Annotated in this window: 26 protein-coding genes, 2 pseudogenes and 1 riboswitch; of the genes and pseudogenes, 15 read left to right on the top strand and 13 right to left on the bottom strand. The window is 69.4% G+C overall.

All coding sequences use genetic code 11. From position 1 onward, the window contains the following. The first annotated feature begins 65 nt into the window (after positions 1–65). The gene (locus tag ACZZ98_RS17650) at positions 66–368 is read left to right on the top strand and encodes a transcriptional regulator (RefSeq protein WP_463517464.1); all 303 of its coding nucleotides are present in this window, start codon (positions 66–68) and stop codon (positions 366–368) included. A 54-nt stretch (positions 369–422) separates the two neighbouring features. Here the strand turns inward: ACZZ98_RS17650 and ACZZ98_RS17645 are convergent, their stop codons facing one another. Further along, complete coding sequence (locus tag ACZZ98_RS17645) at positions 423–1,877, bottom strand: KamA family radical SAM protein (protein ID WP_463517463.1); 1,455 nt, start codon at positions 1,875–1,877, stop codon at positions 423–425. Between the two features lie 87 nt (positions 1,878–1,964). On the opposite strand from ACZZ98_RS17645, the gene kdd reads away from it, so the two are divergent. Continuing rightward, entirely contained in the window at positions 1,965–3,059 is a 1,095-nt protein-coding gene (kdd, locus tag ACZZ98_RS17640) for an L-erythro-3,5-diaminohexanoate dehydrogenase (RefSeq protein ID WP_463517462.1), read from the top strand. 9 nt (positions 3,060–3,068) lie between these two features. On the opposite strand, the gene ACZZ98_RS17635 is transcribed toward kdd, so the two are convergent. After that, on the bottom strand, positions 3,069–4,175 hold the full coding sequence (locus tag ACZZ98_RS17635) for a winged helix DNA-binding domain-containing protein (protein WP_463517461.1): 1,107 nt from the start codon (positions 4,173–4,175) through the stop codon (positions 3,069–3,071). A gap of 134 nt (positions 4,176–4,309) precedes the next feature. On the opposite strand from ACZZ98_RS17635, the gene kamD reads away from it, so the two are divergent. Genes kamD through ACZZ98_RS17605 form a run of 6 tightly spaced genes read left to right on the top strand, consistent with a single transcriptional unit; the run spans position 4,310 to position 9,922 of the window. After that, on the top strand, positions 4,310–5,899 hold the full coding sequence (gene kamD, locus ACZZ98_RS17630; protein WP_463517460.1) for a lysine 5,6-aminomutase subunit alpha: 1,590 nt from the start codon (positions 4,310–4,312) through the stop codon (positions 5,897–5,899). Next, the gene (kamE, locus tag ACZZ98_RS17625; RefSeq protein WP_463517459.1) at positions 5,896–6,672 is read left to right on the top strand and encodes a lysine 5,6-aminomutase subunit beta; all 777 of its coding nucleotides are present in this window, start codon (positions 5,896–5,898) and stop codon (positions 6,670–6,672) included. Before kamD ends, kamE begins: the two co-directional genes overlap by 4 nt. Next, positions 6,669–7,073 (top strand): 3-aminobutyryl-CoA ammonia lyase, encoded by a 405-nt coding sequence (gene kal / locus ACZZ98_RS17620; RefSeq protein WP_463517458.1) that lies wholly within the window; start codon positions 6,669–6,671, stop codon positions 7,071–7,073. Before kamE ends, kal begins: the two co-directional genes overlap by 4 nt. 23 nt (positions 7,074–7,096) lie before the next feature. Then, a complete protein-coding gene (lnt, locus tag ACZZ98_RS17615; RefSeq protein WP_463517457.1) occupies positions 7,097–8,665 on the top strand; it encodes an apolipoprotein N-acyltransferase in 1,569 nt (522 codons plus the stop codon). Beyond that, entirely contained in the window at positions 8,652–9,431 is a 780-nt protein-coding gene (locus tag ACZZ98_RS17610) for a polyprenol monophosphomannose synthase (RefSeq protein ID WP_463517806.1), read from the top strand. The genes lnt and ACZZ98_RS17610 overlap by 14 nt, the downstream gene beginning before the upstream one ends. Beyond that, positions 9,428–9,922, top strand: a complete 495-nt coding sequence (locus ACZZ98_RS17605) for an FxsA family protein (protein ID WP_463517456.1) — start codon at positions 9,428–9,430, stop codon at positions 9,920–9,922. The genes ACZZ98_RS17610 and ACZZ98_RS17605 overlap by 4 nt, the downstream gene beginning before the upstream one ends. Positions 9,923–10,035: 113 nt before the next feature. On the opposite strand, the pseudogene ACZZ98_RS17600 reads toward ACZZ98_RS17605, so the two are convergent. The 4 genes and pseudogenes from ACZZ98_RS17600 to ACZZ98_RS17585 all read right to left on the bottom strand — a co-directional run bounded on the left by ACZZ98_RS17600 (position 10,036) and on the right by ACZZ98_RS17585 (position 14,409). After that, positions 10,036–10,399 (bottom strand): annotated as a pseudogene (locus ACZZ98_RS17600) (RNA polymerase-binding protein RbpA). Positions 10,400–10,583: 184 nt separating this feature from the next. Continuing rightward, positions 10,584–11,969 carry an MFS transporter gene (locus tag ACZZ98_RS17595; protein ID WP_463517455.1) on the bottom strand — a complete coding sequence of 462 codons (1,386 nt, stop codon included), beginning with the start codon at positions 11,967–11,969 and terminating at the stop codon, positions 10,584–10,586. A 49-nt stretch (positions 11,970–12,018) separates the two neighbouring features. Beyond that, positions 12,019–13,518 carry a D-alanyl-D-alanine carboxypeptidase family protein gene (locus ACZZ98_RS17590; RefSeq protein ID WP_463517454.1) on the bottom strand — a complete coding sequence of 500 codons (1,500 nt, stop codon included), beginning with the start codon at positions 13,516–13,518 and terminating at the stop codon, positions 12,019–12,021. Between the two features lie 135 nt (positions 13,519–13,653). Then, positions 13,654–14,409: an SGNH/GDSL hydrolase family protein gene (locus ACZZ98_RS17585; RefSeq protein ID WP_463517452.1), complete on the bottom strand. Its 756-nt coding sequence runs from the start codon at positions 14,407–14,409 to the stop codon at positions 13,654–13,656. Positions 14,410–14,586: 177 nt separating this feature from the next. Between ACZZ98_RS17585 and ACZZ98_RS17580 the strand changes: the two are divergent. From ACZZ98_RS17580 to ACZZ98_RS17570, 3 genes and pseudogenes are all read left to right on the top strand, one after another. Next, positions 14,587–16,110: pseudogene (locus tag ACZZ98_RS17580) on the top strand (GH92 family glycosyl hydrolase); the annotation flags it as partial. Continuing rightward, positions 16,091–17,875: a glycoside hydrolase domain-containing protein gene (locus tag ACZZ98_RS17575; RefSeq protein WP_463517451.1), complete on the top strand. Its 1,785-nt coding sequence runs from the start codon at positions 16,091–16,093 to the stop codon at positions 17,873–17,875. The pseudogene ACZZ98_RS17580 and the gene ACZZ98_RS17575, both read left to right, overlap by 20 nt. A 140-nt stretch (positions 17,876–18,015) precedes the next feature. Beyond that, positions 18,016–18,351 carry a single-stranded DNA-binding protein gene (locus ACZZ98_RS17570; protein WP_463517450.1) on the top strand — a complete coding sequence of 112 codons (336 nt, stop codon included), beginning with the start codon at positions 18,016–18,018 and terminating at the stop codon, positions 18,349–18,351. Here ACZZ98_RS17570 and ACZZ98_RS17565 read toward each other — a convergent pair. Both ACZZ98_RS17565 and ACZZ98_RS17560 read right to left on the bottom strand, forming a co-directional pair. Beyond that, a complete protein-coding gene (locus ACZZ98_RS17565; protein ID WP_463517449.1) occupies positions 18,341–18,655 on the bottom strand; it encodes a DMT family transporter in 315 nt (104 codons plus the stop codon). The two genes, ACZZ98_RS17570 and ACZZ98_RS17565, sit on opposite strands and share 11 nt — an antisense overlap. A 13-nt stretch (positions 18,656–18,668) precedes the next feature. Next, positions 18,669–18,734: riboswitch (guanidine-III (ykkC-III) riboswitch) on the bottom strand. Positions 18,735–18,785: 51 nt separating this feature from the next. Then, positions 18,786–19,247 (bottom strand): GNAT family N-acetyltransferase, encoded by a 462-nt coding sequence (locus ACZZ98_RS17560; protein WP_463517448.1) that lies wholly within the window; start codon positions 19,245–19,247, stop codon positions 18,786–18,788. Positions 19,248–19,330: 83 nt separating this feature from the next. On the opposite strand from ACZZ98_RS17560, the gene ACZZ98_RS17555 reads away from it, so the two are divergent. Next, complete coding sequence (locus tag ACZZ98_RS17555; RefSeq protein WP_463517447.1) at positions 19,331–19,774, top strand: helix-turn-helix transcriptional regulator; 444 nt, start codon at positions 19,331–19,333, stop codon at positions 19,772–19,774. 10 nt (positions 19,775–19,784) lie between these two features. Then, positions 19,785–20,189 carry a VOC family protein gene (locus ACZZ98_RS17550; protein ID WP_463517446.1) on the top strand — a complete coding sequence of 135 codons (405 nt, stop codon included), beginning with the start codon at positions 19,785–19,787 and terminating at the stop codon, positions 20,187–20,189. Positions 20,190–20,237: 48 nt separating this feature from the next. Here the strand turns inward: ACZZ98_RS17550 and helR are convergent, their stop codons facing one another. From helR to ACZZ98_RS17535, 3 genes are all read right to left on the bottom strand, one after another. Continuing rightward, positions 20,238–22,391, bottom strand: a complete 2,154-nt coding sequence (gene helR, locus ACZZ98_RS17545; protein ID WP_463517445.1) for an RNA polymerase recycling motor ATPase HelR — start codon at positions 22,389–22,391, stop codon at positions 20,238–20,240. 182 nt (positions 22,392–22,573) lie between these two features. After that, on the bottom strand, positions 22,574–22,708 hold the full coding sequence (locus ACZZ98_RS17540; RefSeq protein ID WP_463517444.1) for a hypothetical protein: 135 nt from the start codon (positions 22,706–22,708) through the stop codon (positions 22,574–22,576). A gap of 245 nt (positions 22,709–22,953) precedes the next feature. Continuing rightward, positions 22,954–23,424, bottom strand: coding sequence for a M15 family metallopeptidase (locus tag ACZZ98_RS17535; protein ID WP_463517443.1), 471 nt, complete (start codon positions 23,422–23,424; stop codon positions 22,954–22,956). Positions 23,425–23,679: 255 nt separating this feature from the next. On the opposite strand from ACZZ98_RS17535, the gene ACZZ98_RS17530 reads away from it, so the two are divergent. Beyond that, complete coding sequence (locus ACZZ98_RS17530; RefSeq protein ID WP_463517442.1) at positions 23,680–24,375, top strand: response regulator transcription factor; 696 nt, start codon at positions 23,680–23,682, stop codon at positions 24,373–24,375. Then, the gene (locus tag ACZZ98_RS17525; RefSeq protein ID WP_463517441.1) at positions 24,368–25,471 is read left to right on the top strand and encodes a sensor histidine kinase; all 1,104 of its coding nucleotides are present in this window, start codon (positions 24,368–24,370) and stop codon (positions 25,469–25,471) included. The genes ACZZ98_RS17530 and ACZZ98_RS17525 overlap by 8 nt, the downstream gene beginning before the upstream one ends. On the opposite strand, the gene ACZZ98_RS17520 is transcribed toward ACZZ98_RS17525, so the two are convergent. Beyond that, positions 25,458–25,901, bottom strand: a complete 444-nt coding sequence (locus ACZZ98_RS17520) for a hypothetical protein (RefSeq protein WP_463517440.1) — start codon at positions 25,899–25,901, stop codon at positions 25,458–25,460. The two genes, ACZZ98_RS17525 and ACZZ98_RS17520, sit on opposite strands and share 14 nt — an antisense overlap. A 48-nt stretch (positions 25,902–25,949) precedes the next feature. Further along, positions 25,950–26,546, bottom strand: coding sequence for a GNAT family N-acetyltransferase (locus tag ACZZ98_RS17515; protein WP_463517439.1), 597 nt, complete (start codon positions 26,544–26,546; stop codon positions 25,950–25,952). Positions 26,547–26,566: the final 20 nt, after the last annotated feature.

Below are 26,566 nucleotides of genomic sequence, written 5' to 3'. Positions count from 1 at the left end.
TTCGAACCGTGCCGTGCGCCCGGGCATTCCCGACGTCCAGCATGTGGTTCGACTATTATCGAACCATGCCCGCGAACCAGGCACTGCCCCATCCCGCGATGGAGGACCTCGAGCTGACCGAGGTCCTCTTTGCGCTGAGCGACCCGGCTCGCCTCCAGATCGTCCACGACCTGTCCGACGGCCCGCTGCAGATGGCGCAGTGCGGCGCCACGAACCCGGCCCTGCCGAAGTCGACGAAGTCGCACCTCATGAAGGTCCTGCGAGAGGCCGGCGTCATCCGCAACGAGCCGCAGGGCCGGGGCGGCTCGTCTCGCTGCGCCGTGAGGAGCTCGACGAGGCCTTCCCAGGGCTCCTCGACAGTGTCCTGAACGTGCCGAAGGCCTGACCCTCAGCACGAGGGTCAGGCCTTCGGACGCACGTCGTCAGGCGAGGTCGCGCGCCGAGGCGTCCCGGCTGGCGGTCGCCCCGGCCATCGCCGCGGCGTGGACCTGCTCCACGTCGGTGTTGGAGCTCCACCACTGCTGGCCGGCCTGCGGAAGCGTGTAGATCGGGTCGTAGTAGACGTACTCGCGCGAGAGCGCCTGCTCGTCCGTGCCCTCGATGGACGTGCGGTAGTTCTTGCGCCAGAACGACATGCCCTTGTCGCGGTCGTAGGTGTCGACCTGGTGCACCCAGCGCTTGCCGACGAACGGCACGTCGCAGACGATGCGCGGCGTGGCGAAGCCGGGGAGGTAGCCCATGATCGAGTGCTGCAGGTGCTGTGCCTCGTGCAGCGCCAGCCGCCAGTGCTCCGAGAACGGGATCATGTCGCACATGTAGAAGTAGTACGGCGTGATCATCGCCTCGTCCTGGAGGGCGAAGCAGAGGTCGAGCAGGTCCTCGCTCGTGTCGTTGATGCCGCGCATGAGGACGCCCTGGTTGCGGACGTCGCGCACGCCGGCCTCGAGCATCGCCTTGGACGCGTCGGCGACGAGCGGGGTCACGGACTGGGCGTGGTTGACGTGGGTGTGGATGGCCAGCGACACCCCACGCGACCGGGCCAGCGCCGACACCCGGGCCACGCCCTCGACGACGTCCGGCTGCAGCCAGTGCTGAGGCAGGCCCATGAGCGCCTTGGTCGCCAGCCGGATGTCGCGGATGTTGTCGATGCGCAGGAGCTTGTCGAGGAAGCCCTCGAGGTTCTTCCACGGCATGTTGGCGACATCGCCACCGGAGACGACGACGTCGCGCACCTGCGGGGTGCGCTGGAGGTAGTCGAGCATCGCGGCGTGGCGGTCGACCGGCTTGCCGGCGAGCTTCAGCTTGACGACCTGCGCGGTCGAGTTGCCGACGAGGTCCATGCGCGTGCAGTGGCCGCAGTACTGCGGGCAGGTCGGCAGCATCTCGGCGAGGACCTTGGTGGGGTAGCGGTGGGTCAGGCCCTCGACCGCCCACATGTCGTGCTCGTGCAGGCTGTCGCGCGCCGCGAACGGGTGCGAGGGCCAGTCGGTGCGCCGGTCGCTGAAGACCGGGAGCATGTAGAGGCGCACCGGGTCCGCGAGGAAGGCCTGCGTGAAGGCGACGCCGGCAGCGGGCATCGAACCTTCGGCCCACGACATCTCGCTGACCATGGTGTTGAGCATCTGCGGCGGGACGAGCATCGACATCGTCGCCCGCTCGACCTGGTCACGCTCGAGGTCGGCATAGAACTCGTCGGTGAGCAGGTCGCCCATGAGCTCGCGCAGCTGCGCGACGTTCTTGACGCAGTGCGCGCGCTGCCACTGGGCGCTGGCCCACTCGTCCTTGGTGACGTCTCGCCACCCGGGGAATCGGGTCCAGTCGGGCTCGACGAGCTCGCGACGCCGATAGACGTAGGGCTGCTCGATGTTTGTCGTCATGTCTGCGAGGATACGGACAGACCACCTCCAAGTCATCTTCCTTCCGCAATATTTGTTGCCCAGTTCTGTCAGACAGGAGAACTTCCCGTGCGTGGAACGTCCATGGTGAGCACGACGAGCTCGCCGTTCGGGGTGCACCGCGTCCTCGACCCGGCCGGCGAGTCACTGCCCCAGGCCGCGCGTGTCCTGGACGCACGACCGGAGATCTGGCCCGACGAGGTGCGCATCGACATCGAGACGCTCAACCTCGACGCGGCGTCCTACCGGCAGCTCCATGACAAGCACGGCGGCGACGGCGCGGCCATCCGACGCGAGGTCCTCGAGATCGTGGGGGAGCGGGGCAAGATGCAGAACCCGGTCACCGGCAGTGGCGGCATGCTCATCGGCACGGTCGCCGAGGTAGGTCCGGACTCGACGCTCGGACTGGTTGCCGGAGACCGCGTGGCGACCCTCGTCTCCCTGTCGCTCACGCCGCTCGCCATCACCGACGGGCTCCAGCGATGGGACGGCTCGGGGGAGCGGGTGCCTGCTCAGGGGCACGCGATCCTCTTCGGCCGCTCCATCGCCGCGAAGCTGCCCGAGGACCTGTCGCCCGAGCTCGCGCTCATGGTCATGGACGTCTGCGGCGCGCCTGCACTCGTCTCCAGGACAGTGCGCGGGTATGCCGCCCGCCCGCCGTCCGATCCCGCCACCAGCTCCGCGGACGGACCGTCCGTCGTCGTGCTCGGCGGAGCGGGCAAGTCGGGCTCGCTCTCACTGGCTGCTGCGGCCGACGCCGGCGCGACCCGCCGGGTCGCGGTCGTCCGTGACGAGGCCGAGGCTGCCCTCCTCGACGGCACGGGTCTGGCCACTTCCGTCGTCGTCGCCGACGCCCGCAGCCCGATCGGACTCTCCGAGGCGCTCGCCGCCGCCGGCGGCCCGGCCGACCTCACGGTCGTCTGTGTCGACGTCACCGGGTGTGAGCAGCCGGCGATCCTCGCGACCGCCGAGGGCGGCACGGTCATCTTCTTCTCGATGGCGACGAACTTCGCCGCCGCCGCACTGGGGGCCGAGGGCCTGGCCGCCGACGTGACGATGCTGGTGGGCAACGGCTACGTACCCGGCCACGCGGCATACGCGCTCGAGCTCCTCCGCGGCAACGCCGCGGTCCGCGAGCTCTTCGAGGGCCGGCTCACGGACTGACCGCCGCGGTCAGGCAGCGGCGGCCCACTCGATGCGGTGGTCGCCACCCGGTGCGAGGAACGCGAGGAGCCGCTCGGCCTCGGCGTCCACGTCGTCACCGGCCTGCTCCCGGGTGAGCCCGCCCAGAGGAGTGATGACGAGGACGGTGGTCGCGTCGTCGTCGACGCGCGTCGTCCACGTCGCCCGGACCCGACCGTCGACGAGCAGGTAGCGGGCACCCATGATGCTCAGCCCCTTGTCGACGTCATCGATGATCCGCGAGCGGTCGTCGTAGCCGAGCACCGCGTTGTCGAAGGCGGGGAGGAACCGCGGGGGAGCGGGACTGTCCGGATCGGGGAGGAGTCCGTCGGGAACGTCGAGGAGGAGCCGCCCTCGCTCGTCGCGGTAGGTCATCAGGTCGGGCATGAGGTTCTTGATCGCCGCCGGTAGGCCGGCGAGTCCCGACCACGACCTGACGTCTGCGCTTGCTGCCGGGCCGTAGGCACGCAGGTAGCGAAGCACCAGGCTCTCGGCGTCGGTCGCACCCGACCCGCCGGTGGTGGGCACGTCCTGCCCGAGCCAGGTGCGGATCGTCGTGTTCCTGGCCGGACCAGCCTGACGCCACAGCCCACGCGGCGGCACCTGGACGAGCGGCACGAGCGAGCTCAGCGCATCACCGAGGTCTCGAGCGACGGCGTCCGGCCAGCGATCCGCCAGCGCGCGTCCTGCCTCCGCCAGCTGTCTCGCCTCACCCTCGAAGAGGGGGGTGCCTGCCTCGCGCAGCTCCTCCTCGTCGACCCCGACGAGTCGGGTCCGCAGAACACCACGCATGCGCTGCTCCAGCATCGGCTGGTGCAGGGCCCGCAGACCAAGACAGTCGGCGGCACTGAGCAGGTGGATGGTGCGCCGCATCATCAGCGTCCGGACGACGCGGCGGCTCTCCAGCAGATCGCTCGCAGCCGTCGGGTCGAGGTCGACGAGCCGCGAGAAGAGGCCGACGTAGGGCTCCTGCGGCTCCTGGGCCTGCAACCCGACGAGATGCTCGGTGGCGGCGACGACGTCCAGGGTCGACCGTTCGAGCAGCAGGTTGCGGGCCAGCAGCGCCCGGTTGAGCTCGCGTCCGCTCAGCACTCTCATGCGGGGAACTCTAGGAAGGTGCACCGACACGTGCATCTGGGCCAACGCCGCGCGCGTCCTCCGCCGAAGGGGAGGATTTGCGGTCCAGCGCGTGGTGGGCCGGAAGTCCTCTCTCTCGCTGCTAGATTTGCCGCGTGTCTTCGCGTACCCCACCCCTTCTCGAGCTCGACAAGGCCGACGTCCGGCGCGCCCGCTCCCTCGCGCGCAAGGTCGGCAAGCCGGTCGTCGACATCGCCAACCGTCACACCACCGTCTCGGTCGAGCGCGCCACCCTGCGACTCGCCGGACTCGGCGGCGCCGACCACGACCGCGTCCCGTGGGTCAACCACCTCGTCGACGCCGTCCGCGAGAGCGCCGGGCTCGAGCACGGTGTGACCCTGCCCGTCTGGGACGCCCTGCGCCGTGGTGCTGCTCCGGACCTGCTGACCCTCGCCCAGATGGCGAGCAGCCGTTCGGTGGACTTCCGCGTGCCGGAGGGCAAGGACGCCACAGCGGCAGCCAGGCAGTCACGGCAGGCGGTGGCGGGCGGCATACGCACGATTGACAAGCAGCGCGCCGCGCGTGACCGGCTCGTCAAGCGCCACGGTGACCCCAAGCAGCGGCCGTGGATCTACCTCATCGTCGCCACCGGCGACATCTACGAGGACATCCCGCAGGCCCAGGCGGCGGCCCGCGAGGGGGCGGACGTCATCGCCGTCATCCGCTCCACGGGACAGTCGCTCCTCGACTACGTGCCCGAGGGTGCGACCCGCGAGGGGTATGCCGGCACGTACGCCACCCAGGAGAACTTCCGGCTCATGCGGGCCGCTCTCGACGAGACGAGCAAGGAGGTCGGTCGCTACATCCGGCTGACCAACTACGCGTCCGGGCTGTGCATGCCAGAGATCGCGGCGCTCGCCGGCATGGAGCGGCTCGACATGATGCTCAACGACTCGATGTACGGCATCCTCTTCCGCGACATCAACCCGATCCGCACCTTCGTCGACCAGCGCTTCAGCCGCCAGGTCCACGCCCGCGCAGGCATCATCATCAACACCGGTGAGGACAACTACCTCACGACGAGCGACGCCGTCGAGGCCGCGCACACGGTCACGGTGAGCCAGCTCCTCAACGAGTACTTCGCCAAGGAGGCCGGCCTCGAGGACTGGCAGCTGGGCCTGGGCCACGCCTTCGAGATCAACCCCGACCTGCCCGACTCGTTCCGGACCGAGCTCGCCCACGCACTGCTCGCCCGCACGCTCTTCCCCGACGCGCCCCTGAAGTGGATGCCGCCGACGAAGCACATGACCGGCGACGTCTTCAAGGGCAACCTGCTCGACGGCTTCTTCAACCTCGTCGGCGCGCTCACCGGCCAGGGCATCCTCCTCGTCGGGATGATGACCGAGGCCGTGGTGACGCCGTGGATCTCGGACCGCGACATCGCGCTCCAGAACGTCCGCTACGTCCTGGGCGCGGCCGGGGGACTCACCGAGGACTTCCACCCGCCACGTGACGGCTACATCCAGACGCGCGCCCGGCACGTGCTCGGCGAGGCGATCGACCTCCTCCAGCAGATCACCGACGAGCCCGGCAAGGCGCCGCTGCTCGAAGCCATCGCCGACGGAACCTTCGGCGAGATGAAGCGCCCGGCCACCGCAGGCAAGGGCCTCGACGGGGTCGTTCTGCGCGCGGCGGGCTACGACAACCCCGCCATCACCCTCCTCGAGACAGGAGCCACGCGATGAGCGTCCCTGACTTGCCCAAGGTCATCCGTCCCTACGGCGACCAGACCGGTGACGGGATGGTCCAGGTCTCCTTCACGCTGCCCATGCTGAGCGGCAAGCGGGCCGAGGGGGCAGCCCTCCAGCTCGCCGGCAAGATGGGCATCGAGCCGGCCATCGTCGTGCACAGCAAGCCCATCGGTGAGGGCTTCACCTTCTTCGTCGTCTACGGCTCGGTCAAGCACCTCGTCGAGCCCGGACTCGTCGAGGTCGTCGAACGCGAGTTCCCGCTCCTCTCCGGCAAGGAGATCAACACCGCGATCAAGAAGCACCTGCGCCGCAAGCTCGTCGTCGTCGGCGCCTGCATCGGCACCGACGCGCACACGGTCGGCATCGACGCGATCCTCAACATCAAGGGCTTCGCGGGGGAGAAGGGCCTCGAGTACCACCGCGAGATCAAGGTCGTGAACCTCGGCGCGCAGGTCCTCGTCCCCGAGCTCGTCGAGCGCGCCCGCGAGGAGAAGGCCGACGCCGTCCTCGTGAGCCAGGTCGTCACCCAGCGCGACGCGCACATCCACAATACGACGGCGATGTCTGCGGCCTTCCGTGAGGCCTTCCCGGCCGGCAAGGTGCCGCTGCTCGTCGTGGGCGGGCCCCGGTTCGAGGAGGGTTCGGCAGGCAGCCTCGGCGTCGACCGCATCTTCGGACGGGGAACGACGCCCGGTGAGGTCGCCAGCTACCTCGTCCACGCCCTCGTCGCGCAGCGCCCCGCCGACCGCCAGACCAAGGGAGCATGAGCACCATGACCGAACGCGACGACCCCACCGGCACGACGGTCACGCACCGTCGCTACGTGCCCTACAGCCACGCCCACTACGCCGGCAACCTCGTCGACGGCGCCTACTCGCTCGCCGCCTTCGGTGACGTCGCCACCGAGATGTGCATCGTCACCGACGGCGACGAGGGACTCTTCGCGTCCTACAGCGACGTCCAGTTCCTCGCGCCCGTCCGCGCCGGCGACTGCATCGAGATCGCGGCCACCCTCGTCCGGGTCGGCACCCGCAGCCGCGAGATGGAGTTCGCCGTGCGGGTCGTCGCCCGTGGCAACCCCGAGCGGGGGGAGTCCGCCGCAGACGTCCTCGACCCGCCGATCGTGGCCACGACGGCCCGTGGTGTCGTGGTGGTGCCGCCGCGCTGAGGTCCGTGACCTACGGTGGCTGCGTGCCACTGAAGATCCCGTATGCCGTGCGCCTCGCCGGTGCGCTCCTCGCCGGGATCATGCTGTGGCTGGCCTTCCCCGAGCACAACCTCTGGTGGCTCGCGCCGGTCGCCGTCGCGCTCCTCGGTGCCGTGACGATCGACGTCGGCGGACGACGCGGATTCGTGCTCGGTCTGGTCGCCGGCTGGGCGTTCTTCGTCCCGGTGCTGTCGTGGTCCGGCGTCTACGTCGGCAGGTTCCCCTGGTTCGCCCTGGCCACCCTCGAGGCGCTCTACTTCGGGGCGATGTGCGCCGTGGTCGGCTTCGTCGGCCAGCGGCTCCATCCTCGTTGGGGTGACAGCGTGTATGCCGTGGTGCCGCTCGCGTGGGTCGGCCAGGAGCTGGCCCGCGGGACGACGCCGTTCGGCGGGTTCCCCTGGGCCCGGCTCGCCTTCAGCCAGGCCGACAGCCCGCTGGCCAACCACGCGCAGTGGCTCGGCGCTCCCGGCGTGACCCTTGCCGTCGCCGTCGTCGGCACCCAGCTCCTGATGGCTGCCGTCAGCCTCCGGAAGAACCGGCGTGAGTCCGCCCTGATCGCCGTGACGACCGTCGTCTGGGTCGCGTTCTCTTCCCTGCTGACGCCACCAACAGAGGGGCGACAGGTTACGGTCGCCCTGGTCCAGGGCAACGTCCCGCGGGCCGGGCTCGACTTCAACGCCGAGCGTCGCGCCGTGCTCGACAACCACGTGCGCGGCACCGAAGCGGTGGCGGACAAGGCGCCCGAGGACCTCAGCCTCGTCGTCTGGCCCGAGAACGCCTCGGACATCGACCCCATCCGCAACCCCGACGCGGCGGCCCAGGTGCAGCGGGCGGTGAGCGCGGTGGGCGTGCCGGTCATCGTCGGTGCCGTCCTGCAGGAGCCGCAGCCCCAGGTCTCCAACGTCTCGCTCTTCTACCGGCCCGGGGGAGGGGAGCCCGAGCGCTACGTCAAGAACCACCCCGTCCCCTTCGCCGAGTACATCCCCTACCGGTCCTTCTTCCGCACCTTCAGCGACAAGGTCGACCTCGTCACCAAGGACTTCGCCAAGGGGACCGAGCTCGGCGCCTTCCGGGTCGACGGCCCGTCAGGTGCCTACTGGGCGCTCCCGACCATCTGCTTCGAGGTGGCCTACGACGGCCTGATGCGCGACTCCGTGACCCAGCCGGGCAAGGACGCGAGCCTCATCCTGGTCCAGACCAACAACGCCACGTTCGGCTACACCGCCGAGTCCGAGCAGCAGTTCGCCATCTCCCGCATCCGCGCCATCGAGCACGGCCGCTCGGTGGCGCACGTGTCGACGGTCGGCGTCTCCGGGTTCATCGCCCCCGACGGCTCCGTCACCGGCAAGACCGGTCTCTTCACCGCCGAGCAGCGGGTCGCCCCCGTGACGATCCGCACGAACCGGACCGTCTCCGACCAGCTCGGTCCATGGCCGGAGCGCCTCGGCGCCGTCGCGCTCCTCGCGTTCGTCGTTGCCGCAGGTCTGCGGGGTCGACGGGATAGGGTCGGGCGACCCGTTTCGACGCCACCCACGAAGGATCACGTTGACTGAGCGTCCCCCTCTCGACCGCGTTGTCGTGCTCATCCCGACCTACAACGAGCGCGAGAACCTGCCGACGATCCTCGAGCGCGTCCGGCGTGCCGTCCCGGAGGTCGACGTCTGCGTCCTCGACGACAACTCGCCCGACGGCACGGGTCAGCTGGCCGACGAGCTCGCCGAGGCCGATGACCAGGTCCACGTCCTGCACCGGGCCGGCAAGGAAGGTCTGGGAGCGGCATACCTCCACGGTTTTGCCTGGGCGCTCGAGCACGGATACGACGCGCTCGTCGAGATGGACGCCGACGGGTCCCATCGACCCGAGGACCTGCGCCGGCTCCTCGTGGCCGCCGAGGACGCCGACCTCGTCATCGGGTCCCGATGGGTGCCCGGAGGCTCCGTCGTCAACTGGCCCACGCACCGCAAGGTCCTCAGCGTCGGCGGCAACATCTACACCCGGCTGCTGCTCGGCATGCGCGTCCACGACGCCACGGCGGGCTACCGCGTCTACCGCACCGACGCGCTGCGCCGGCTCGACCTCGGCAGCGTCGAGTCGGCCGGCTACTGCTTCCAGGTCGACCTCACCCGCCGGGCCGTCCTGGCCGGCCTGGTCGTCGTGGAGGTCCCCATCACCTTCGTCGAGCGCGAGCACGGCGAGTCCAAGATGGACCAGAGCATCGTGCGTGAGTCCCTGGGGCGGATCACGGTCTGGGGAGTGCAGCGGCGGGCCGACCAGGTGCGGGAACGGCTCGGAGGCCGAGAGCGTTGGCACCAGTTGTGACCCACCCGATCGGTTCCACGCCCTACGCGAGACGGCAGAAGCGCCCCCGCTGGCTCACCTTCGTCCTCTTCGGCCTCGTCCTGGCACCGGTCATCGAGATCGCCGTCCTCGTCGCCGTCGGCAGGACCATCGGCCTGGGCTGGACGATCCTCGCGCTGATGCTCCTGACGATCCTCGGCACGTGGCTCGTGCGTCGCGAAGGAGGCCGCACCTGGAAGGCCCTGCGTGAGGCCTCGCAGACCGGCCGGATGCCGAGCCGCGAGATCGCCGACGGGGTGCTCGTCCTCATCGGTGGCGCATTCCTGCTGCTGCCCGGATTCGTCAGCGACGTCATCGGGCTGTTCTTCGTCCTGCCCTTCACCCGCGGCTTCGCGCGGCGCCTGCTCGAGGCGTTCATCGCGAGCCGGGTCCTCGTCCGGGTGCCCTTCCCCGGCGGCGGCCAGTCGTCCCCTGGTGCGCAGGGCACGATCCGTGGCGAGGTCATCGACTGAGCGAGCCGCGCGGCATACCTGCCCGTGGCGTTCACACCCGTGGTGGTCCAAGACGCACGTATGCCGTGTGCCCTCGTGGGCACACGGCATACGGCGTCTGTGGGTGAAGACCCTCAGGCGGACTTCTTCTTGCCCGGCTTCTCACCGCGCGACGCGCGCAGGAGGAGCAGGCGCTCCTCGAGGAGCTCCTCGAGCTCGGGGATGGAGCGACGCTCGAGCAGCATGTCCCAGTGGGTCCGGGCCGGCTTCACCGGCTTCGGCTCGGGCTCAGGGCCACCGCCCTGGAAGCTTGGCCTCCTCACCACAGCGGCACTCCCAGACGGCCGGGATCTCGGCCTCGATCGAGAACGGAAGCTCGATGCGGTGGCCCTGGGGGCACAGGTAGGTGGTGATCTGACGCTCGCTCGGGACGACGTTCTCGTCCGTCTCCATGCTGAGGGCGCCGAGTCGGCTGCCGCGCAGGCTGCGTTCTGCCATGGGGTGTCTCCCAACGAATTTCGTGGATCCCGGCGGATGTGCTGCGCCGGGTGTCACAGATGAAACGGCTGAGCATCCGCCGTTGTTCCGGGATCAGCGATGACGTCGCTGCCGCCGTGCGAGGCGCAGGTCCCCCTGTGACCGGAATCACGCCCTTTCGGCGCGACAGATCAGTCTAGCGGACTCAGACGACCGCCGGCACCTCGTTGCCGGCCTCGCGGATGCCCCGGGGCATGTCGACCCTGGCCAGCAGGACCCCACCGAGCACGAAGAAGACGACCAGGGCGAGGATGGCCGGGCGGTAGGAGTCGGTGATCTGGTGCACGACACCGAAGATCACCGCACCGAACCAGCTCGTTCCGCGCTCGAGCGCCTGGTAGAGGCTGAAGAACTCGGCCTCGCGGTCCCGGGGGACCAGCTGCGAGTACATCGAGCGACTCAGTGCCTGGGTGCCGCCCATGACGAGCCCGATGCCGATGCCGAGCGCGAAGAGGGCCCCCAGCGCCTTCTCGGGGACGAAGAAGGCCGAGATGATGACGAGCACCCACATGCCGATGCCCCACAGCACCGTCCGCCAGGCACCGAGCCGGCGAGCGACCTGGCCAAAGATGAGCGCACCGCCGAAGGCCACGAACTGCACCATGAGGAAGAGGGTGAGCATGGTGGTCTCGGAGAAGCCCAGCTCGGCCGTGCCATAGAGGCTGGACTGGCCGATGACCGTCTGGATGCCGTCGTTGAAGAACATGTAGGCGACGAGGAAGAGCAAGGTCTGGGGCAGCCCGAGGAGGTGCTTGAACGTGTCCTTGAGCTGGCGGAAGGTGCCCCCGACCACACCGGCCTTCGCCGCGACGACCGGTCGCTCGACGCCACGCATCTGCCACATCCCCAGGACCGGGATGAGGCTGAACAGCCCCCACCACAGCCCGGCCATGAGCATGCTGATCCGGACCGCCTGCCCGGTTCCGCCGAAGGTCTCCTCGTTGCTCAGCATGAGGAAGTTCACGGCGAGCAGCAGCCCACCGCCGAGGTAGCCCAAGGCCCACCCGCGCGAGGACACCTTGTCGCGGTCGTCCGGGTGGCAGATGCGGACGAGGATCGCGTCATAGACGACGAGCGAGGCTCCGAGGCAGATGCTGGCGATCATGAGCAGCAGCACGCCGAGCTGCCAGTTGGTGCCCTCGACGAAGAACATGAGGGAGGCGGCGACGGCGCCCACACCGGCAAAGGCGCCCATGAGTCGCGCGGGCCTCTTCGTCCGGTCGGCGATCCCGCCCACGAAGATGAGGAGCAGGGCACCGACGAAGGTCGACAGGCCGACCGTGTAGGGGTGCAGGGAGCCCGGGTCGATGGGGAGCCCCAGCACGTTGAGGTCGGTCGTGCAGTCCGCACCCTCGGCCAGTCCCGGGCAGGCAGCCTCCGTCGCGATCGACGTGAGGTAGGGCCCGAACAGCACCGTGGCCGTGGTCGTCACGAAGGCGGAGTTCGCCCAGTCGTACCAGTACCAGGGGCGCTGGTAGGGCGCGTTGCTGGAGTACTCCTCGGCGGTGACCGTGGCCGACTGCGTCGTCATGAGCCGAACTGTGGCACACCGGAAGGGGTGAGCGGGCGAGTACGTCTACTCAGCCTGCGTACTCCCAGTGCCAGGGCTCCGGTGTGGCGCCGGAAGGACCCGCCCAGCTGGGGTGGAACCAGCCGTAGAGCGGAGCGTTCTGCTTCATCCACAGGTGGGCGGGGGAGCCGAAGTTGTTGATGCCGCCGCACAGGTCGAGCGCCATGCCGAGCCCGTGGCGGCTGGTGCCGGGGCGAGCCGCGAAGCGCCCACGCTTGGCCTTGGTGACGTACTGCTGGCTGAGTGAGCGGTAGGAGTCGGTGACACAGATCGGGCTGCCCGTCTGCTTGGCGTAGGCCATGCTCATGGCGTTGTAGGCGGCCGCGGCTCGGGGCGACAGCATCTCGCCCGGCGCCTGCCACAGGGGACAGAGCGCCGACGTGGGGAACATGCCGTTGGGGTAGGCGCCGGAGGCCGTGCTGCACGCCTTCACCACGCCCGCCGTCGGGAGCGCGGACCCGAGCACCTTGGCCAGCTTGGCGTAGGCCGCCTTGGCCTCAGGCGTCTGGATTCCGACGAGGTATGCCGCGATCGGGCCTGCCTTGGCGACGTCGGCGGCCTGTGACTTCTGCAGCGCAGCCAGCTTGGTCTGCTGGGTCTTGACCAGCGCGTCGAGTGACGCCTTCTCGCGGACGATCTTGGCTGCTGCCTCGACGGCGACCTTCTGGGCAGCAGCTCGGCTCGTCGTGAGCTCTCGCTGGCGGGCGGTCAGGGTCCGGACCTCGTCGACGGCCCGCACCCGTTGGTCGGTGAGGTAGGACAGGTCGCCCAGCGGGTCGCCCACCTCAGCCTCGTCGGCGCCCATCGCGTCGAGCATCGAGAGCATCTCGGCACCGGTGCCGCCCTCGGCGTAGGCCTGGAACGCCCACTCGCGAACGATGGCCCGGGCGCGGTCCAGGCGCCCCTGGAGCACGCCCAGCTCGATCTTGGCCTGGGCAGCCGAAGCCGTCGCGGTCTTCTCGGCGGCGCGTGCCTCGGTCAGCGACTCAAGGAGGGCGTTGGACTGAGCGGCCAGACCCTGCAGCTCCTTGAGGGCGAGCGACAGACCGGTGTTGGATGCGGTGATCTGGGCCCAGATCTGGTCGGCGGCGGTGACCTGCTGGGCCAGGTCAGTGGTGGTCAGCAGGTTGTCGGGGTCGAAGGACCGCGGTCCGTCATCGGACTCACCCGGTGCGGGCGGGTTCCACGGCATGCGCGGCGTCGGGGTCGGGTCGGGATCGGGATACGGGTCCGGGCGGGTGGGGGGCGCGTCGGTCGCGGGCGGCGGGGTCGCCGTGGGCGACGTCGTGGTGGATGGCTGCGTGGTGCCCGGCCGGGGCGTTGCTGGAGGTGGCGTCGTGGTCCGAGTCGGCGTCGGCGTCGGCGTCTGAGTCGTAGGCGGGGGTGTCGTCGGGGGAGGCGTCGTGGTCGTCTCTGCGGGCTCGGCCACCGGGGTCGTCGCGCCCGGGTCGACCGGCTCGGCAGCGGCCGAGCCGAAGGTCAGCGCAACGGAGGCCGCAGACGCAGCCACACCTGTCGCGAGTCGCGACAGCCTTCTCCGTTGCATGGTGGACGTTCACTTCCCGGGCGCACGACCTGCGCCCTGCGCTGACCGGGCAGGACCCGATGACTCTCTAGCCCACCCTAGAGGAGGGGGACCGGCCTGTCAGCCGGTTGCCGTCTGTCCGATGGCCTCGGAGACGACCTTGGCCAGGGCTGCGTGCCCGGCATCGTTGGGGTTGGTTCCGCCCGCGACCATCAGATCGGGCTGGTCGACGAGCGGCTGCTTCGTGTCCAGATAGGTGACCCCGGCGGCCGTCGCGGCAGCCCGGACGGCGGACGTCTGGGCCGTCAGTGACTCCGGCACCGGGCGCAGGTCCCACCACGGGTTGACCACGTAGATCTTCGCCTGCGGCAGCGCCTTCTTGAGGTCGCCGAGGGTGTCGCTGACGGCCTGCGAGAAGTCCTCGGTGGGGAGGCCGGCGTCGTTGCCGCCACCTGTGACGACGACGGCGGAGGGCTTTGCCTTCACGACCTCCTCGACCATGCCCTCGAAGTTCGGGCAGGCCGCGTCGCCGCACGAACCCTCGGGCCCCTTGCGCAGGTAGCCCGTGCGGGCGTGGCCGAGGTTCACCTCCTTGAGGCCGAGGTCGGCCGCCACGAGGTTCGTCCAGCGCTTTGCCCGGGTCGTGGCGCTCTTGCCCTCCGCGACCGAGTCTCCGAGGAAGACGACCGATCCCGCCCCGGTGCTCGACGACGCGGACGTTGACGGCGACGGTGCCGTGGTCCCGGACGGCGTCGTCGAACCCGAGGTCTGCGGCGCCGCGGCCTCGGGACCCCGGCTGCGCAGCGAGAACCCCACGAGGATCAGGGTGAGGACGAGAAGTGCGGCCAGTGCGCCGTTCTCGAGGCGGTCGTTCATGCCCAGCAGTGTTCCACGAGTCCACCGGCACTCTGCGGAGGTCTTGTCTGTCCGGTGGCGTGACCTGACCGGACAAGTGGTGACGCTGCGATTGACCACGGTCAGCGGGGCCCCGGATGGTGAAGACGTCACACCTCGCACATCTCGTGGATCACCGTCGCCCCACAAGGAGCATCAATGCGCCGCATCCTCTCCAGGTCTGCCCTGACTCTGGCCGGCAGCCTCGTCGTCGCCCTCGGCGTGGCCGTGCCCAGCAGCGGCTCGGGTGGCCTACCAGCCGCAGCCGCCGCCACGCCTCTCACCGCCGAGGTGAACCCCTTCATCGGGACGCAGGACAACGGGAACACCTTCCCCGGGGCGAGTGCGCCCTTCGGGATGGTGCAGGTGAGCCCCGACACCGGGGGAGAGGGTGGCTACGACTACTCCCAGTCGTTCATCCACGGATTCAGCCAGACCCACCTGTCGGGTGTCGGCTGTCCCGTGGTCGGCGAGCTCCCGGTCATGCCGACGACGGGAGCGGTCACGTCGACCGACCACACGGCATACCGGAGCGGTTTCACCCACGACGACGAAGAGGCGACGCCGGGCTACTACCGGGTGGGGCTCACGAAGTACGACATCGACGCCGAGCTCACCGCGACCGACCGCACCGGCTGGCAGCGCTACACCTTCCCGCAGGGGCAGCAGGCCAACGTGCTCTTCAACACCGCCAAGGCCAACAGCACCGTCTTCGACTCCGAGATCCACGTCGTCGGCGACCGGACGATCGAGGGTCGCATCCACAACGGCAACTTCTGCGCCGGCAAGGACGAGCACACGATGTACTTCTCGGCCCAGTTCGAGAAGCCGTTCGAGAGCTTCGGGACCTGGACCGGGTCGACCCGCACGCCGGGAGATCGTGACGCCTCCACCGTCCGCGGCGGCAACGGTGCCTGGGTGACGTTCCCTGCGGGGACGACGAGCAGCACCCTCAAGGTCGGGCTGCGCTACACCGGCGTGCCCGGTGCCCGGGCGAACCTCGCTGCGGAGACGGGGTCGTCCTTCGACTTCGACGCCACCCGCGCCGCGCTCACCCAGCGATGGGAGAGCCAGCTCGGCAAGGCGCGGATCACGGGAGGGACGTCCGCTCGCCGCACGGCCTACTACTCCTCGCTCTACCACGCACTGCTCCACCCGAACCTCGCCGAGGACGTCGACGGCAAGTACTTCGGCTGGGACGGCAAGATCCACACGAGCGACGGCTGGACCGCTCGCCAGAACTTCTCGCTGTGGGACACCTACCGACCGCAGAACCAGCTGCTCGAGATCCTCGAGCCCGATGTCGCGCGAGACTCCTACCTGTCGATCCTCGCCATCGGTCGTGAGGGTGGCTGGCTGCCCCGCTGGGCCCTGGCCAACAGCGAGACCAACATCATGACCGGTGACCCCGTCACGCCCTTCCTCGTCGAGGGCTGGTCCAAGGGCTTCCTCGCCGGCCACGAGGCCGAGGCCTATGCCCTGCTGAGGCAGAACGCCACCGAGCGACCGCCGGTGGACAGCCAGTTCAACGGACGCAGCGGACAGCACTACTACGAGAAGCTCGGCTACATCCCGTTCGGCCTCGAGCTCGGCACCGACTGCGTGCACCACGGAGGCGACAACGACTGCGTCCACCCCGCGTCGGCGACCCTCGAGTACGCCGTTGCTGACGCGTCGCTGGCACAGATGGCCAAGGGCCTCGGCAAGACCGCCGACGCCGCGATGTTCGACGAGCGAGGACGGAGCTTACCGCAACCTCTTCGACTCCACGACCGGCACGTTCCGCCCGCGTCTCGAGGACGGCACCTGGCTCGACCCCTACGACCCGGTGGAGGCGTCGCACGCCTTCCACGAGGGTGGGGCGTACCAGTACCAGTGGCTCGTGCCGCAGGACCCGGCCGACCTCGTCAAGCTGATGGGCGGCCAGGAGAAGGCGTCCGAGCGCCTCGACGACTTCTTCGCCTACGACAAGCTGCTGACCGACCCCGAGGGCACGGTGCGCAACGACTGGATCGAGGCGACGTATGCCTACTACTCCAAGCCGACCTACAACCCCAACAACGAGCCCGACCTCCTGGCCCCCTACATGTACGCGTGGGTCCGGGAGCCCTCCAAGACCGCGACGGTGGCACGGGCGGCATACACGCTGTTCAACCCGGGACCGGACGGCATGACCGGCAACGACGACCTCGGCACGATGTCGGCGTGGTACGTCATGTCCTCGTGGGGCATCCACCCGCCGATGAGTGGTGCGAACTACTTCGTGGTGTCGAGCCCGCAGTTCGAGCGCACCGACATCACCGTGGCCACCCCGAAGACGGGGACCGCGCGACAGGGCGGCAAGCTCACCATCACCGCACCCGGCGTCTCCGACGACCGCCGCTACGTCCAGTCCCTGACGGTCAACGGCTCGCGCACGACCAAGAGCTGGGTCGGCTGGGACGCACTGCGGTCGGGCGGCCAGATCTCGCACGTCGTCGGTGACACCCCCAGCTCGTGGGGTACCCGTCCCTCCGACGTGCCGCCGTCCGTGTCGACCTCCAAGGGCTCGTCCAAGGTGAGTCTCAGCATGACCGCGCGGCCCAACCCCCTTGTCCTGGGCACTGGTTCGACCTCGGGCAGGTTCGTCGTCGACCTCGTCGGACAGGCGCAGAAGAGCCTGCCCACTCGCGTGTCGGTCGCTGTCCCTGAGGGCTGGAGCGCCACCAAGGCCAGCACCGACGTCGTGCTGAAGAGCAACGGTGTGCCCGCCTCGGCGTCCGTTCCGGTGACGCTGGGCCTGCCCGCTGGTCTCGCAGCCGGGGACCACCAGGTCGTCGTCACGGCGTCAGCGCCGGGCGTCCCCGACGTCGTCCGCACCCTGACCGTGACGCTCAAGGAACCGCTGACGTGCGCGAACGCTGCGGCTCCGTGCGCCGTCGACCTGGGCGCCGAGCGCAACCATGACGGCACGGCAACCGTGTCCGCGACCACCGAGGGCAACTTCGACGGTAGCGGCTGGGCGTTCGACGGAGCGCTGCTCCCGGCCGCCGGCTCGTGGAAGCACGGCGGAGTGGAGTATGCCGTCCCATCGGCTCTCGGGACGACGCCCAACTTCGTGGAGGCGAGAGGACAGACGCTCCTCGTCCCGGCCGGTGCGCGCTCACAGGTGCGACTCATCGGAGCGACCCACAACGGTGACTTGTCGACGGCCCTTCGCGTGACCTACACCGACGGCTCCGTGGCGAACGTGCCGGTCGCCCTGACCGACTGGGCCGCCGGCAGCGGCCACAACGGCAACACCGTCGCCATCGCGATGGACCACCGGATCAAGGGTGGCTCCGGGGTGGACGGTCCGCCGGTTCAGCTGTTCGCGGCCAACGGGGCCACCGACGGTGGCAAGCAGCTGCAGTCGATCACGCTGCCCAACGACCCCCGGTTCGAGGTGTACGCACTGACGCTCCAGTAGGGCTGGCGCTCGTCCACAGGCGGGCGGTCTCTGCGACGTTGTCCACAGATCGCCCGCCCGGGCTGGCGGACCCCGGCCACGCAACCACACGCTGGCACCAGACATTGGTGCCGCGTGCGGCGTGAGCAGGGGAGTGGAACATGACGAGGATCGTCGATCCGACGACGCCGTCCGTCAACACGGTGGAGCTGTCCGGGCGGGTGAGCGGCGAACCCGAGTCACGTGAGCTGCCCAGCGGGGACCAGCTCGTGACCTTGCGACTGGTGGTGACCCGGCCCAAGGGAGGTCCGGTCGACACCATCGACCTGGCCTGCTGGTCGTCGACAACACGTCGGTCCGCCGAGCGGGTGGGCGACGGAGACCAGGTGCACGTCGTCGGCGCCCTCCGTCGCCGCTTCTTCCGGACACCCGGCGGGGCGTCGAGCCGCTACGAGGTCGAGGTGACCAAGCTGTCACGTCGCCGGGTCAGTGGGTGAGCTTGAGGCCCACGACGCCGCCGACGATCATCGCGACGAGGACCAGACGCAATGGTGATGTCGGTTCCTGGCCGGTGACCATCGCATATCCCACGGTGAGGACGGCACCGATCCCGACCCACACGGCATACGCCGTCCCGACCGGAAGGTCGCGCATGGCGAAGGCGAGCCCACCCATGCTGAGGACGAGGGCGATGGCGAAGGTGAGGGTGGGGACGAGTCGGGTGAAGCCCTCCGACCGGCCGAGGGCTGTGGCCCACACGGCCTCCAACACACCGGAGAGGACGAGAACGATCCACGACATGACGAGTTCCTCCTGCGGGCCGTCTTGTCGCGTTGCCGGGTACGGCGCCCCTCGTCCGGGAGCCTGCAGCAGGCTCTCCGACCAAGGTCTCACACGGGGGAGGGGGCGGCAAACAGGCTCGGTCGGGAGGTCACAGCTCGCGTTCGTAGTAGACGGCGAGCGGACCCTCGCCCCGCCCCTCGTGGCAGTCGAAGCCGACGTCCTCGTAGAGGTGACGCGCAGCCTCGTCGTCCTCCGAGGTGTTGAGGTCGGCGTAGACGGCTCCACGGCCGCGGGCGTGGTCGAGCACCTCGGCGAGGAAGGCTCGTCCGATGCCGCGGCCGCGGTGGTCGGGCGCCACGTAGAACTCCGCGAGGTAGGCCTCCTGCCCGGCATCCCACGTCGCCGTCCGGAACCTCAGGATCGCCAGCCCGATGGGTGGGGACCCCGTGAGCAGGACGCTCGTGTCGCCACCCTCCACCAGGCTCTGGAGATGGCCGGCGAGCCACACCGGGTCTGGCGTCGGGTCGTCGTACTCCGTGTTGAAGTCCACCAACAGGTCTGCGGCACAGCGGAACTCATCGTCCGTGCCTGCTGGGAAACTCATCACCATGCCGCGAGGTTAGCGCTCATCGCGACGACCGACCATGGGGGAGTGGGTGCGGGGAGACCATGTGACGTAGCAAGATCGTCAAGGTGGCAGGACACTCGGCGTCGGACGACAGGTTGCGCGACCTGGCGCTGCTGCGACGGGTCCGGGACCGCATGGACCGTGAGTTCGCGCTGCCGCTCAACGTCGAGGCGCTGGCGCGGGACGTGCACATGTCCTCAGGTCACCTGAGCCGGTCGTTCAAGGCGGCGTACGGCGAGTCGCCCTACAGCTATCTCATGACGCGGCGCATCGAGCGGGCCATGTCGCTGTTCCGTCGGGGTGACCTGAGCGTCACCGAGGTCTGCTTCGCGGTGGGGTTCTCCTCCCTCGGCACCTTCAGCACGCGCTTCACCGAGCTCGTGGGTATGCCGCCCAGCACCTATCGCCAGCTGGCCGAGGAGTCCGCCGGTGAGCTGCCCTCGTGCGTCACCAAGGCAGTCACGAGACCGATCAGGAATCGAGAAGCACCGCCGTTCGAGCCCCGCTAGCGTCGGCGGCATGAACCTGAGCATCCATCACACGTTCCTCCCGCACCACGACGCCGAAGCCTCGTTGGCCTTCTACCGAGACGTCCTGGGCTTCGAGGTCCGCAACGACGTGGGCTACGAGAACATGCGTTGGATCACCGTCGGTCCAGCCGGTTCCGGGACGACGATCGTCCTCACGCCGCCCGCCGTGGACCCGGGCATCACCGACGAGGAGCGTGCCACGGTCCTCGAGATGATGGCCAAGGGCACCTACGCGACCATCGTCCTGCAGTCGCCCGACGTCGACGAGACGTTCCACCAGATCCAGGCGACCGGCGCCGACGTCATCCAGGCGCCCACCGACCAGCCCTATGGCGTGCGGGACTGTGCGTTCCGCGACCCCGCCGGCAACCATGTCCGCATCAACCAGGCCTGATCCGGGCCCCTGCCGATGTGCACCCCAGGGGCTCGGTGGCTGACCGAGTCAACGGCTCGTGAGGATCACGAGCTGCTGGGTCGCCCTGGTCATGGCGACGTAGCGGTCCACAGCGCCCTCGACCCCATGGCCGAACCTCTCGGGGTCGACGAGGACGACGAGGTCGAACTCGAGCCCCTTGGAGAGCGCCGGCGTCAGGGACAGCACCCGGTCCGTCGCCTCGAAGCTCGGATCACCGATGACGCAGGCGACGCCGTCGTCGTGCTCGGCGAGCCACCTCGTGAGGATCTTGTCGCGATCTGAGCGCGGGCCGTGGATGACCGGGACACCGGCCCTGCGGATGCTCGTCGGCACGTTGGCGTCCGGCAGGGCTGCCCGGATGACCGGTGCGGCTTCGGCCATGACCTCCTCTGGAGTGCGGTAGTTGATGCTGAGCGAGGCCGTGGTGACCCGGTCGATCCCGATGCGCTCGAGGCGTTGCTCCCAGGACTCCGGGAAACCCTGTCGCGCCTGGGCGCGGTCGCCGACGATGGTGAGGCTGCGGGACGGGCAACGCACGAGCAGCATCTGCCACTGCGCGTCGGTCAGCTCCTGCGCCTCGTCCACCACAACGTGCGCGAAGCGCCCGGCGAGCAGGTCGGCGCCGGCGCTGCGGCCGGCCGTCTCGTCGACGAGGTTCTCGCGGATGTCCGGGTGGCGGAGCATGGTCACCAGACCCTCACCGTCGTCGGCCGCGATGAGGTCGTCGATGACTCTGGCCATCTGCTCGCGCTCGACGGCCGAAGCTGCCTCCTGCCGGCGTCGGCGTCGCGACGCCTCGGGGTCGCCGAGCCGCTGACGAGCCGCATCGAGCAGCGGCAGGTCGGCGAGGGTCCATGCCTGGGCGTCCTCGCGCTGGAGCAGCCGGACCTCGTCCCGGCTGAGCCAGGGGGCGCAACGACGCAAGTAGGCCGGAACCGACCACAGGTCGCCCACGAGGTCGGCGGCCTCGACGAGCGGCCAGGCCCGGTGGAAGGTCTCCACCAGCTCTTCGTTCTGCAGCAGAGTCCGGCGCAGGAGGTCGGGTGGGGCGCCGACCTCGTCGTCCTCGTGCTTCTCGACGAGAATCGTCACGAGCTCGTCCCAGATCTCGTCCCGAGCCTCGTTGTGGGGCGTGCCGGGCGCCGCAGCAGCGAAGGCGACGCTCCAGTCCTCGGGGCTCAACCAGACGTCAGCCCAAGGGGTCTCGACCGTGAGTCCCGCCGTGGGTGGCTCCTCGTAGAGCGCGACCGCTGGCTCGATCGCCTTCACCATGTCGACGGTGGCCTTGAGGCGAGCAACATTGGCATCAGCCTCGATCCGGGCATCGGCACCTTCGGTCACGAGGTCGCGGATGGTGCAGGTGAGCACACCTTCCTCGCCCAGGCTCGGCAGGACGTCGGACACGTAGGCCAGGTAGGGCTGGTGCGGTCCGACGAAGAGGACACCGCCCTTGCGATGGCCGAGTCGCGGATCCGAGTACAGCAGGTATGCCGTCCGGTGCAGTGCGACGACCGTCTTGCCCGTGCCTGGCCCGCCGTCGACGACAAGGGCTCCCTTGGAGCCGGCCCTGACGATCGCGTCCTGGTCGGCCTGGATGGTGCCGAGCACGTCACGCATGCGTTCGGAGCGGCTGCTGGCGAGACTGGCGATGAACGCCGACTGGTCGTCCAGCGCTGCATGGACCTCGAGCCCGTCGGCAGTGAAGACCTCGTCCCAGTAGTCGGTCACCCTGCCCCCCTGCCAGCGATATCGGCGGCGACTCGCCAGTCCCATCGGGTGGGCATGGGTGGCGCCGAAGAAGGGCTCGGCGGCGGGGGAGCGCCAGTCGACCAACAGCCGAGTTCCATCACTGTCGGTGAGTCCCAGCCGGCCGATGTAGACCGGCTCGGCGTCGTCGGCGGGCACGATCCGACCGAGGCACAGGTCGACGCCGTAGCGGGTCAGGGCGCGCAGCCGCGCCGTGAGTCGGTGGATCTCGAGGTCCCGGTCCATGGCGGCCTGACCCGCCCCACCCGGTGAGGATCGGGCCACGGCAAGCCGCTCGGAGAGCTGGGCGATGGACTCCTCGAGACTGGTGGCGACTGCTGCGAAATGCAGCTCGTCAGAAGCGATCTGGCTCTCGTCAGCCTTGGGGGAGAGGTACTCGGGAAGGTGGAAGAAGGGGGTGGTCGTGGTCGTCACTCAAGCGCTCCGTCCGGCCGGAACCTCCGGCCACGACCTGAAATTCTGGACACGAACAGCCGCTTGCAGCAAGGCCCCCCATGCGCTATACCTTGGAAGTGGAAGGACGCGTCGAGCGTTTCTTCCTTTTTTTCTGCCTTGGCCCCGAAGCCGACCGACGCGTCTGGCGTCGATCGGACCCATCACCTTCTGGCGCCCGGATACTGGTCGGCAAAGGCGTTCAGCGCATTCAGGTAACGACCGCCCATCTCGATGCGCGTGACCTGGCGGTACTTCCAGAGTTCGACCCCTTCGGCCCACACTCCGTCGCGGCCCACGTAGTGCAGGTCGAAGGCCTTGTCTCGCAGCTTGACCAGACGGCCGATGGATGCGCGGACGGAGCTCGCAGCGGCCTGTGAATATTCAGTGGTTCCCGTGGGTGCGCACGATCGTCATTACGCCGATAATCGACATTATGTCAAGTAACGCTAGTTCGGACATTGGGCGGCCTCCCCTCTAGGCCCAAACGTAGAGCCCTTGACCACTCCCACGGACCATGGCGCCCGACGGAATGACGCCGTCGTCACTGCTGCATCCGCGGGTCCTGGGTGGGGTCGGCATACATCCGAGGACAGCCGTGCTCGGCGGCCTGAGGACGCAGCTCGAAGTGCCAGGGCTCGTTGCGGTAGATCTGACACAGCCCGTGGTCGGCGCCGTGCTCGGCCAGCCACGTCGTCGCAGCCGAAGGTCCCAGATCGACCGCCGCCCCGGCGACGTGGGCCGACGTGCTCGGCGTCGCCACCCAGCGGGCCGCCTCGGCCCTGGAGCCGTAGCGGCGGATCGCGTCTCGAAGGAGCCGCTCCTGGTGATCCGCAGAGCGCCAGCCGCTGTTGACCACGAAGGCAACCCCCTCCCTCTGCGCCTCCCCCGCCGCCCGGCGGAGGGCGTCTGCGAGGTCCGGGTCCAGGTTGCGCACCGCCGAGACGTCGGTGTCGAAGACCGTCGCACCGTCACGCACGTCGGCGGTCGGCGGCAGTCGTGAGGGGGCAGCCACGATCACCACCTCGGACGACGCGGACGTCCCGTCCGTCGCAGAGGACGAAGGCCCCTGCAGGTGGTTGCCCACCACTGCCACCATCGCTGCGACGAGCAGTGGGCCACCCAGACGCAGCCCCCACCGATGGCGAGGCTTCGTTCTGCTGGCAGGTTCTCGAGAGGTCATGACGCCAGTCAAGGCACCACCGCGTTGCCATCGCGTATGCCGTTTTGGATACGCCGCGGATATGCCGCCCGCCCTAGCATCGACGGCATGCGTGTCTTGATCGTCGAGGACGAGCCCCTCATGGCCGAGGCCATTCGCGACGGGCTGCGGCTGGAGGCCATCGCCTCCGACATCGCGACCGACGGTGACCTCGCCCTCGAGCTCCTGGGCATCAACACCTATGACATCGCGGTCCTCGACCGAGACATCCCGGGCCCGTCCGGCGACGAGGTGGCCGGACACATCGTCCGTTCCGGCAGCGGCATACCCATTCTCATGCTCACCGCGGCCGACCGCCTGGACGACAAGGCGTCCGGGTTCGAGCTCGGGGCCGACGACTACCTCACGAAACCCTTCGAGCTCCAAGAGCTCGTCCTGCGTCTCAGGGCTCTCGACCGTCGGCGTGGTCACAGCCGCCCACCCGTGCGTGAGATCGCCGGGGTGAGGCTGGACCCGTTCCGCCGAGAGGTCTTCCGTGACGGTCGCTACGTCGCCTTGACGAGGAAGCAGTTCGCCGTGCTCGAAGTGCTCGTCAGCGCCGAGGGGGGCGTCGTCAGCGCCGAGGAGCTGCTGGAACGGGCGTGGGACGAGAACGCCGACCCGTTCACCAATGCCGTGCGCATCACCGTCTCGGCCCTGCGCAAACGGCTCGGTGAGCCCTGGGTCATCGCGACGGTCCCAGGCGTCGGCTACCGCATCGACACGCCCTCCGGCACGGCACCTGAGCGAGCGGATCATGGATAGAGCCGCCGGACCGAGCGTTCGGCTCAAGCTCACCCTCAGCTATGCCGGGTTCCTCATGGTCGCCGGCGCACTGTTGCTCGCCGTGGTGTGGGTCTTCCTCCTGCGCTACGTGCCCGACGTGACCACCGGACCCGGGCCCGGACCTGCAAGGTTCGTGCCCAACCGCTCCGACCTCCAGCGCGCGTTCGTGCCCAAGGCGGCGTGGGCCATGGCCGCCCTGCTGTTGTTCGGCCTCGTCGGCGGCTGGGTCCTCGCCGGGCGCATGCTCGCTCCCCTGTCCCGCATCACCCGTGCCACCCGCCTCGCCGCCGAGGGCTCCCTGACCCACCGGATCGGGATGGAAGGTCGCCAGGACGAGTTCCGTGAGCTCGCCGACGCCTTCGACACGATGCTCATCCGCCTTGAGGCACACGTCGCCGAGCAGGAGAGGTTCGCGGCCAACGCCTCTCACGAGCTGCGCACGCCGCTCGCGATCACCCAGACGCTCCTCGAGGTGGCCCGCCAGGACGCGAACCGCGACCCCATCGAGCTCATCGACCGTCTCCACTTCGTCAACTCCCGCGCGATCGACCTCACCGAGGCCCTGCTCGTCCTGAGCCGCGCCGATCGAGGGTCGTTCGTTCGAGAGCCGGTCGACCTGTCCCTCATGGCCGAGGAGGCAACGGAGACGCTGCTGCCTCTGGCGGAGCGACGCGGACTGACCATCGAGACGTCCGGCTCCCCCTCCCCCACCCTCGGCTCACATGCCCTGCTGCTGCAGCTGACGACCAACCTCGTGCACAACGCGATCGTCCACAACCTGCCGGACGCCGGCACCGTGTGGGTGACGACCGGAGTGGGACCGTCGACCGCGTGGATCATGGTCGAGAACACCGGCGTCCAGCTCTCCCCCGACTTCGTGCGCATGCTGGTGGAGCCGTTCCAGCGTGGGACCGAGCGCATCCGCACCGACCACGCAGGTGTCGGCCTGGGCCTGACCATCGTCCAGAGCATCGCCCGGGCTCATGACGGAACACTGACTCTCACACCCCGCGCGAGCGGCGGACTGTCCGTGAAGGTGAGCCTCCCCCTCGCCCCTCACCTCACCGACGGGTGAAGACGAGGTCGAAGTCCTTGCGCCATGTGGAGCCCTGGTCCTCGGAGGCCTCCCAGCGGCCGTCGAGCCGGTCCGGCATGACGTCCGCGACGAAACGCTGGTACATGTCGGGATCCTCGCGAAGCAGGGTCCACCGTGAACCGTCGAAGGTCATGTCGAAGACACGGCAGACGCCTCGTTCGTCGTGGTAGAGCGCGATGAGCTCGTCCCGGGCGTCGCTGCGTCCGAGCACCAGGACCTGCTCGCTCGTGGCCTCCCCGACATCTCCCTGCATCGTCCACCGGGCGACGAGGAAGGCATCGGCCAGCCACTCGATCGTCGCGGATCCCGGCACCTCCTGGTCGGCCGGCTCCAGGAACCATGCGTTGGTCAGCGTGGTGTCCCACGACCCCACCAGGACGTCCAGGCGGTCCAGGTCCTTGTTGCGCATTGATGCCTCCATCTGTGTCGGGTTGCTGCCGGGTTGCACCAGGCTCGATCAGGCGCCTGCGAGTCGTGACGACGGCATGGTCATGACGAACGGCGCCGGCGAGTCGAACCCCAGCCGCCGATAGAACGCCACCGCAGCGAGGTTCTCCTCGCCGACCCTCAGGTGGACGCCGGGCACGCCCAGACGTCCCAGTTCCGTGGCCAGCGTCCGCAGGAGCTCTCGACCGAGGCCGCGCCCCTGGGCTTGCGGCAGCAGATCGACGTGGAGGTGCGCGGGGAAGGCAGAGTCATCGGCGTGCGAGAGCATCAGCTCCGGTCGGGTGCCGCCGGCGAAGAGCCACTCCTCGTCTGCGCGCGCTGCCACGTCACCGTGCCGGCTCACGAACTCGTCCATCCACGAGCGGCGCCACCAGGCCACGAAGTCGGCGGTGTCAGGAACCGCGACGACGTACCCCGCGGCACCATCGCCCTCATCCACGACCCAGGCAAGACCCTGCGGGTATCGCAGGTAGGGCTCGAGGTAGACGTCCGGCAGGAGACCGTCGTCGGACCACCGGCCGGTCGCGTCGGTTCCGTTGTCGCCGGTGAGCAGGCAGACGCGGCGCATCGCCTCGAGGTCCTGGAGGGTGGCTCGCCGGATCGTCACGCCACGACCGTAGTGCGGTC

The organism is Knoellia sp. AC549 (assembly GCF_979258975.1).
Note: the sequence above shows the minus strand (reverse complement) of the source record. Positions and strands in the feature narration are given on the sequence as shown.

Coding starts and splice junctions, on each gene's coding strand:
- ACZZ98_RS17585 (WP_463517452.1), bottom strand. CDS start 14,409: ATGAACGACCGCCTCGAGAACGGCGCACTGGCCGCACTTCTCGTCCTC.
- kal (WP_463517458.1), top strand. CDS start 6,669: ATGAGCACCATGACCGAACGCGACGACCCCACCGGCACGACGGTCACG.
- ACZZ98_RS17525 (WP_463517441.1), top strand. CDS start 24,368: ATGGATAGAGCCGCCGGACCGAGCGTTCGGCTCAAGCTCACCCTCAGC.
- ACZZ98_RS17645 (WP_463517463.1), bottom strand. CDS start 1,877: ATGACGACAAACATCGAGCAGCCCTACGTCTATCGGCGTCGCGAGCTC.
- ACZZ98_RS17565 (WP_463517449.1), bottom strand. CDS start 18,655: ATGTCGTGGATCGTTCTCGTCCTCTCCGGTGTGTTGGAGGCCGTGTGG.
- ACZZ98_RS17650 (WP_463517464.1), top strand. CDS start 66: ATGCCCGCGAACCAGGCACTGCCCCATCCCGCGATGGAGGACCTCGAG.
- ACZZ98_RS17550 (WP_463517446.1), top strand. CDS start 19,785: ATGAACCTGAGCATCCATCACACGTTCCTCCCGCACCACGACGCCGAA.
- ACZZ98_RS17520 (WP_463517440.1), bottom strand. CDS start 25,901: ATGCGCAACAAGGACCTGGACCGCCTGGACGTCCTGGTGGGGTCGTGG.
- kamE (WP_463517459.1), top strand. CDS start 5,896: ATGAGCGTCCCTGACTTGCCCAAGGTCATCCGTCCCTACGGCGACCAG.
- ACZZ98_RS17570 (WP_463517450.1), top strand. CDS start 18,016: ATGACGAGGATCGTCGATCCGACGACGCCGTCCGTCAACACGGTGGAG.
- ACZZ98_RS17635 (WP_463517461.1), bottom strand. CDS start 4,175: ATGAGAGTGCTGAGCGGACGCGAGCTCAACCGGGCGCTGCTGGCCCGC.
- ACZZ98_RS17560 (WP_463517448.1), bottom strand. CDS start 19,247: ATGGTGATGAGTTTCCCAGCAGGCACGGACGATGAGTTCCGCTGTGCC.
- ACZZ98_RS17530 (WP_463517442.1), top strand. CDS start 23,680: ATGCGTGTCTTGATCGTCGAGGACGAGCCCCTCATGGCCGAGGCCATT.
- ACZZ98_RS17595 (WP_463517455.1), bottom strand. CDS start 11,969: ATGACGACGCAGTCGGCCACGGTCACCGCCGAGGAGTACTCCAGCAAC.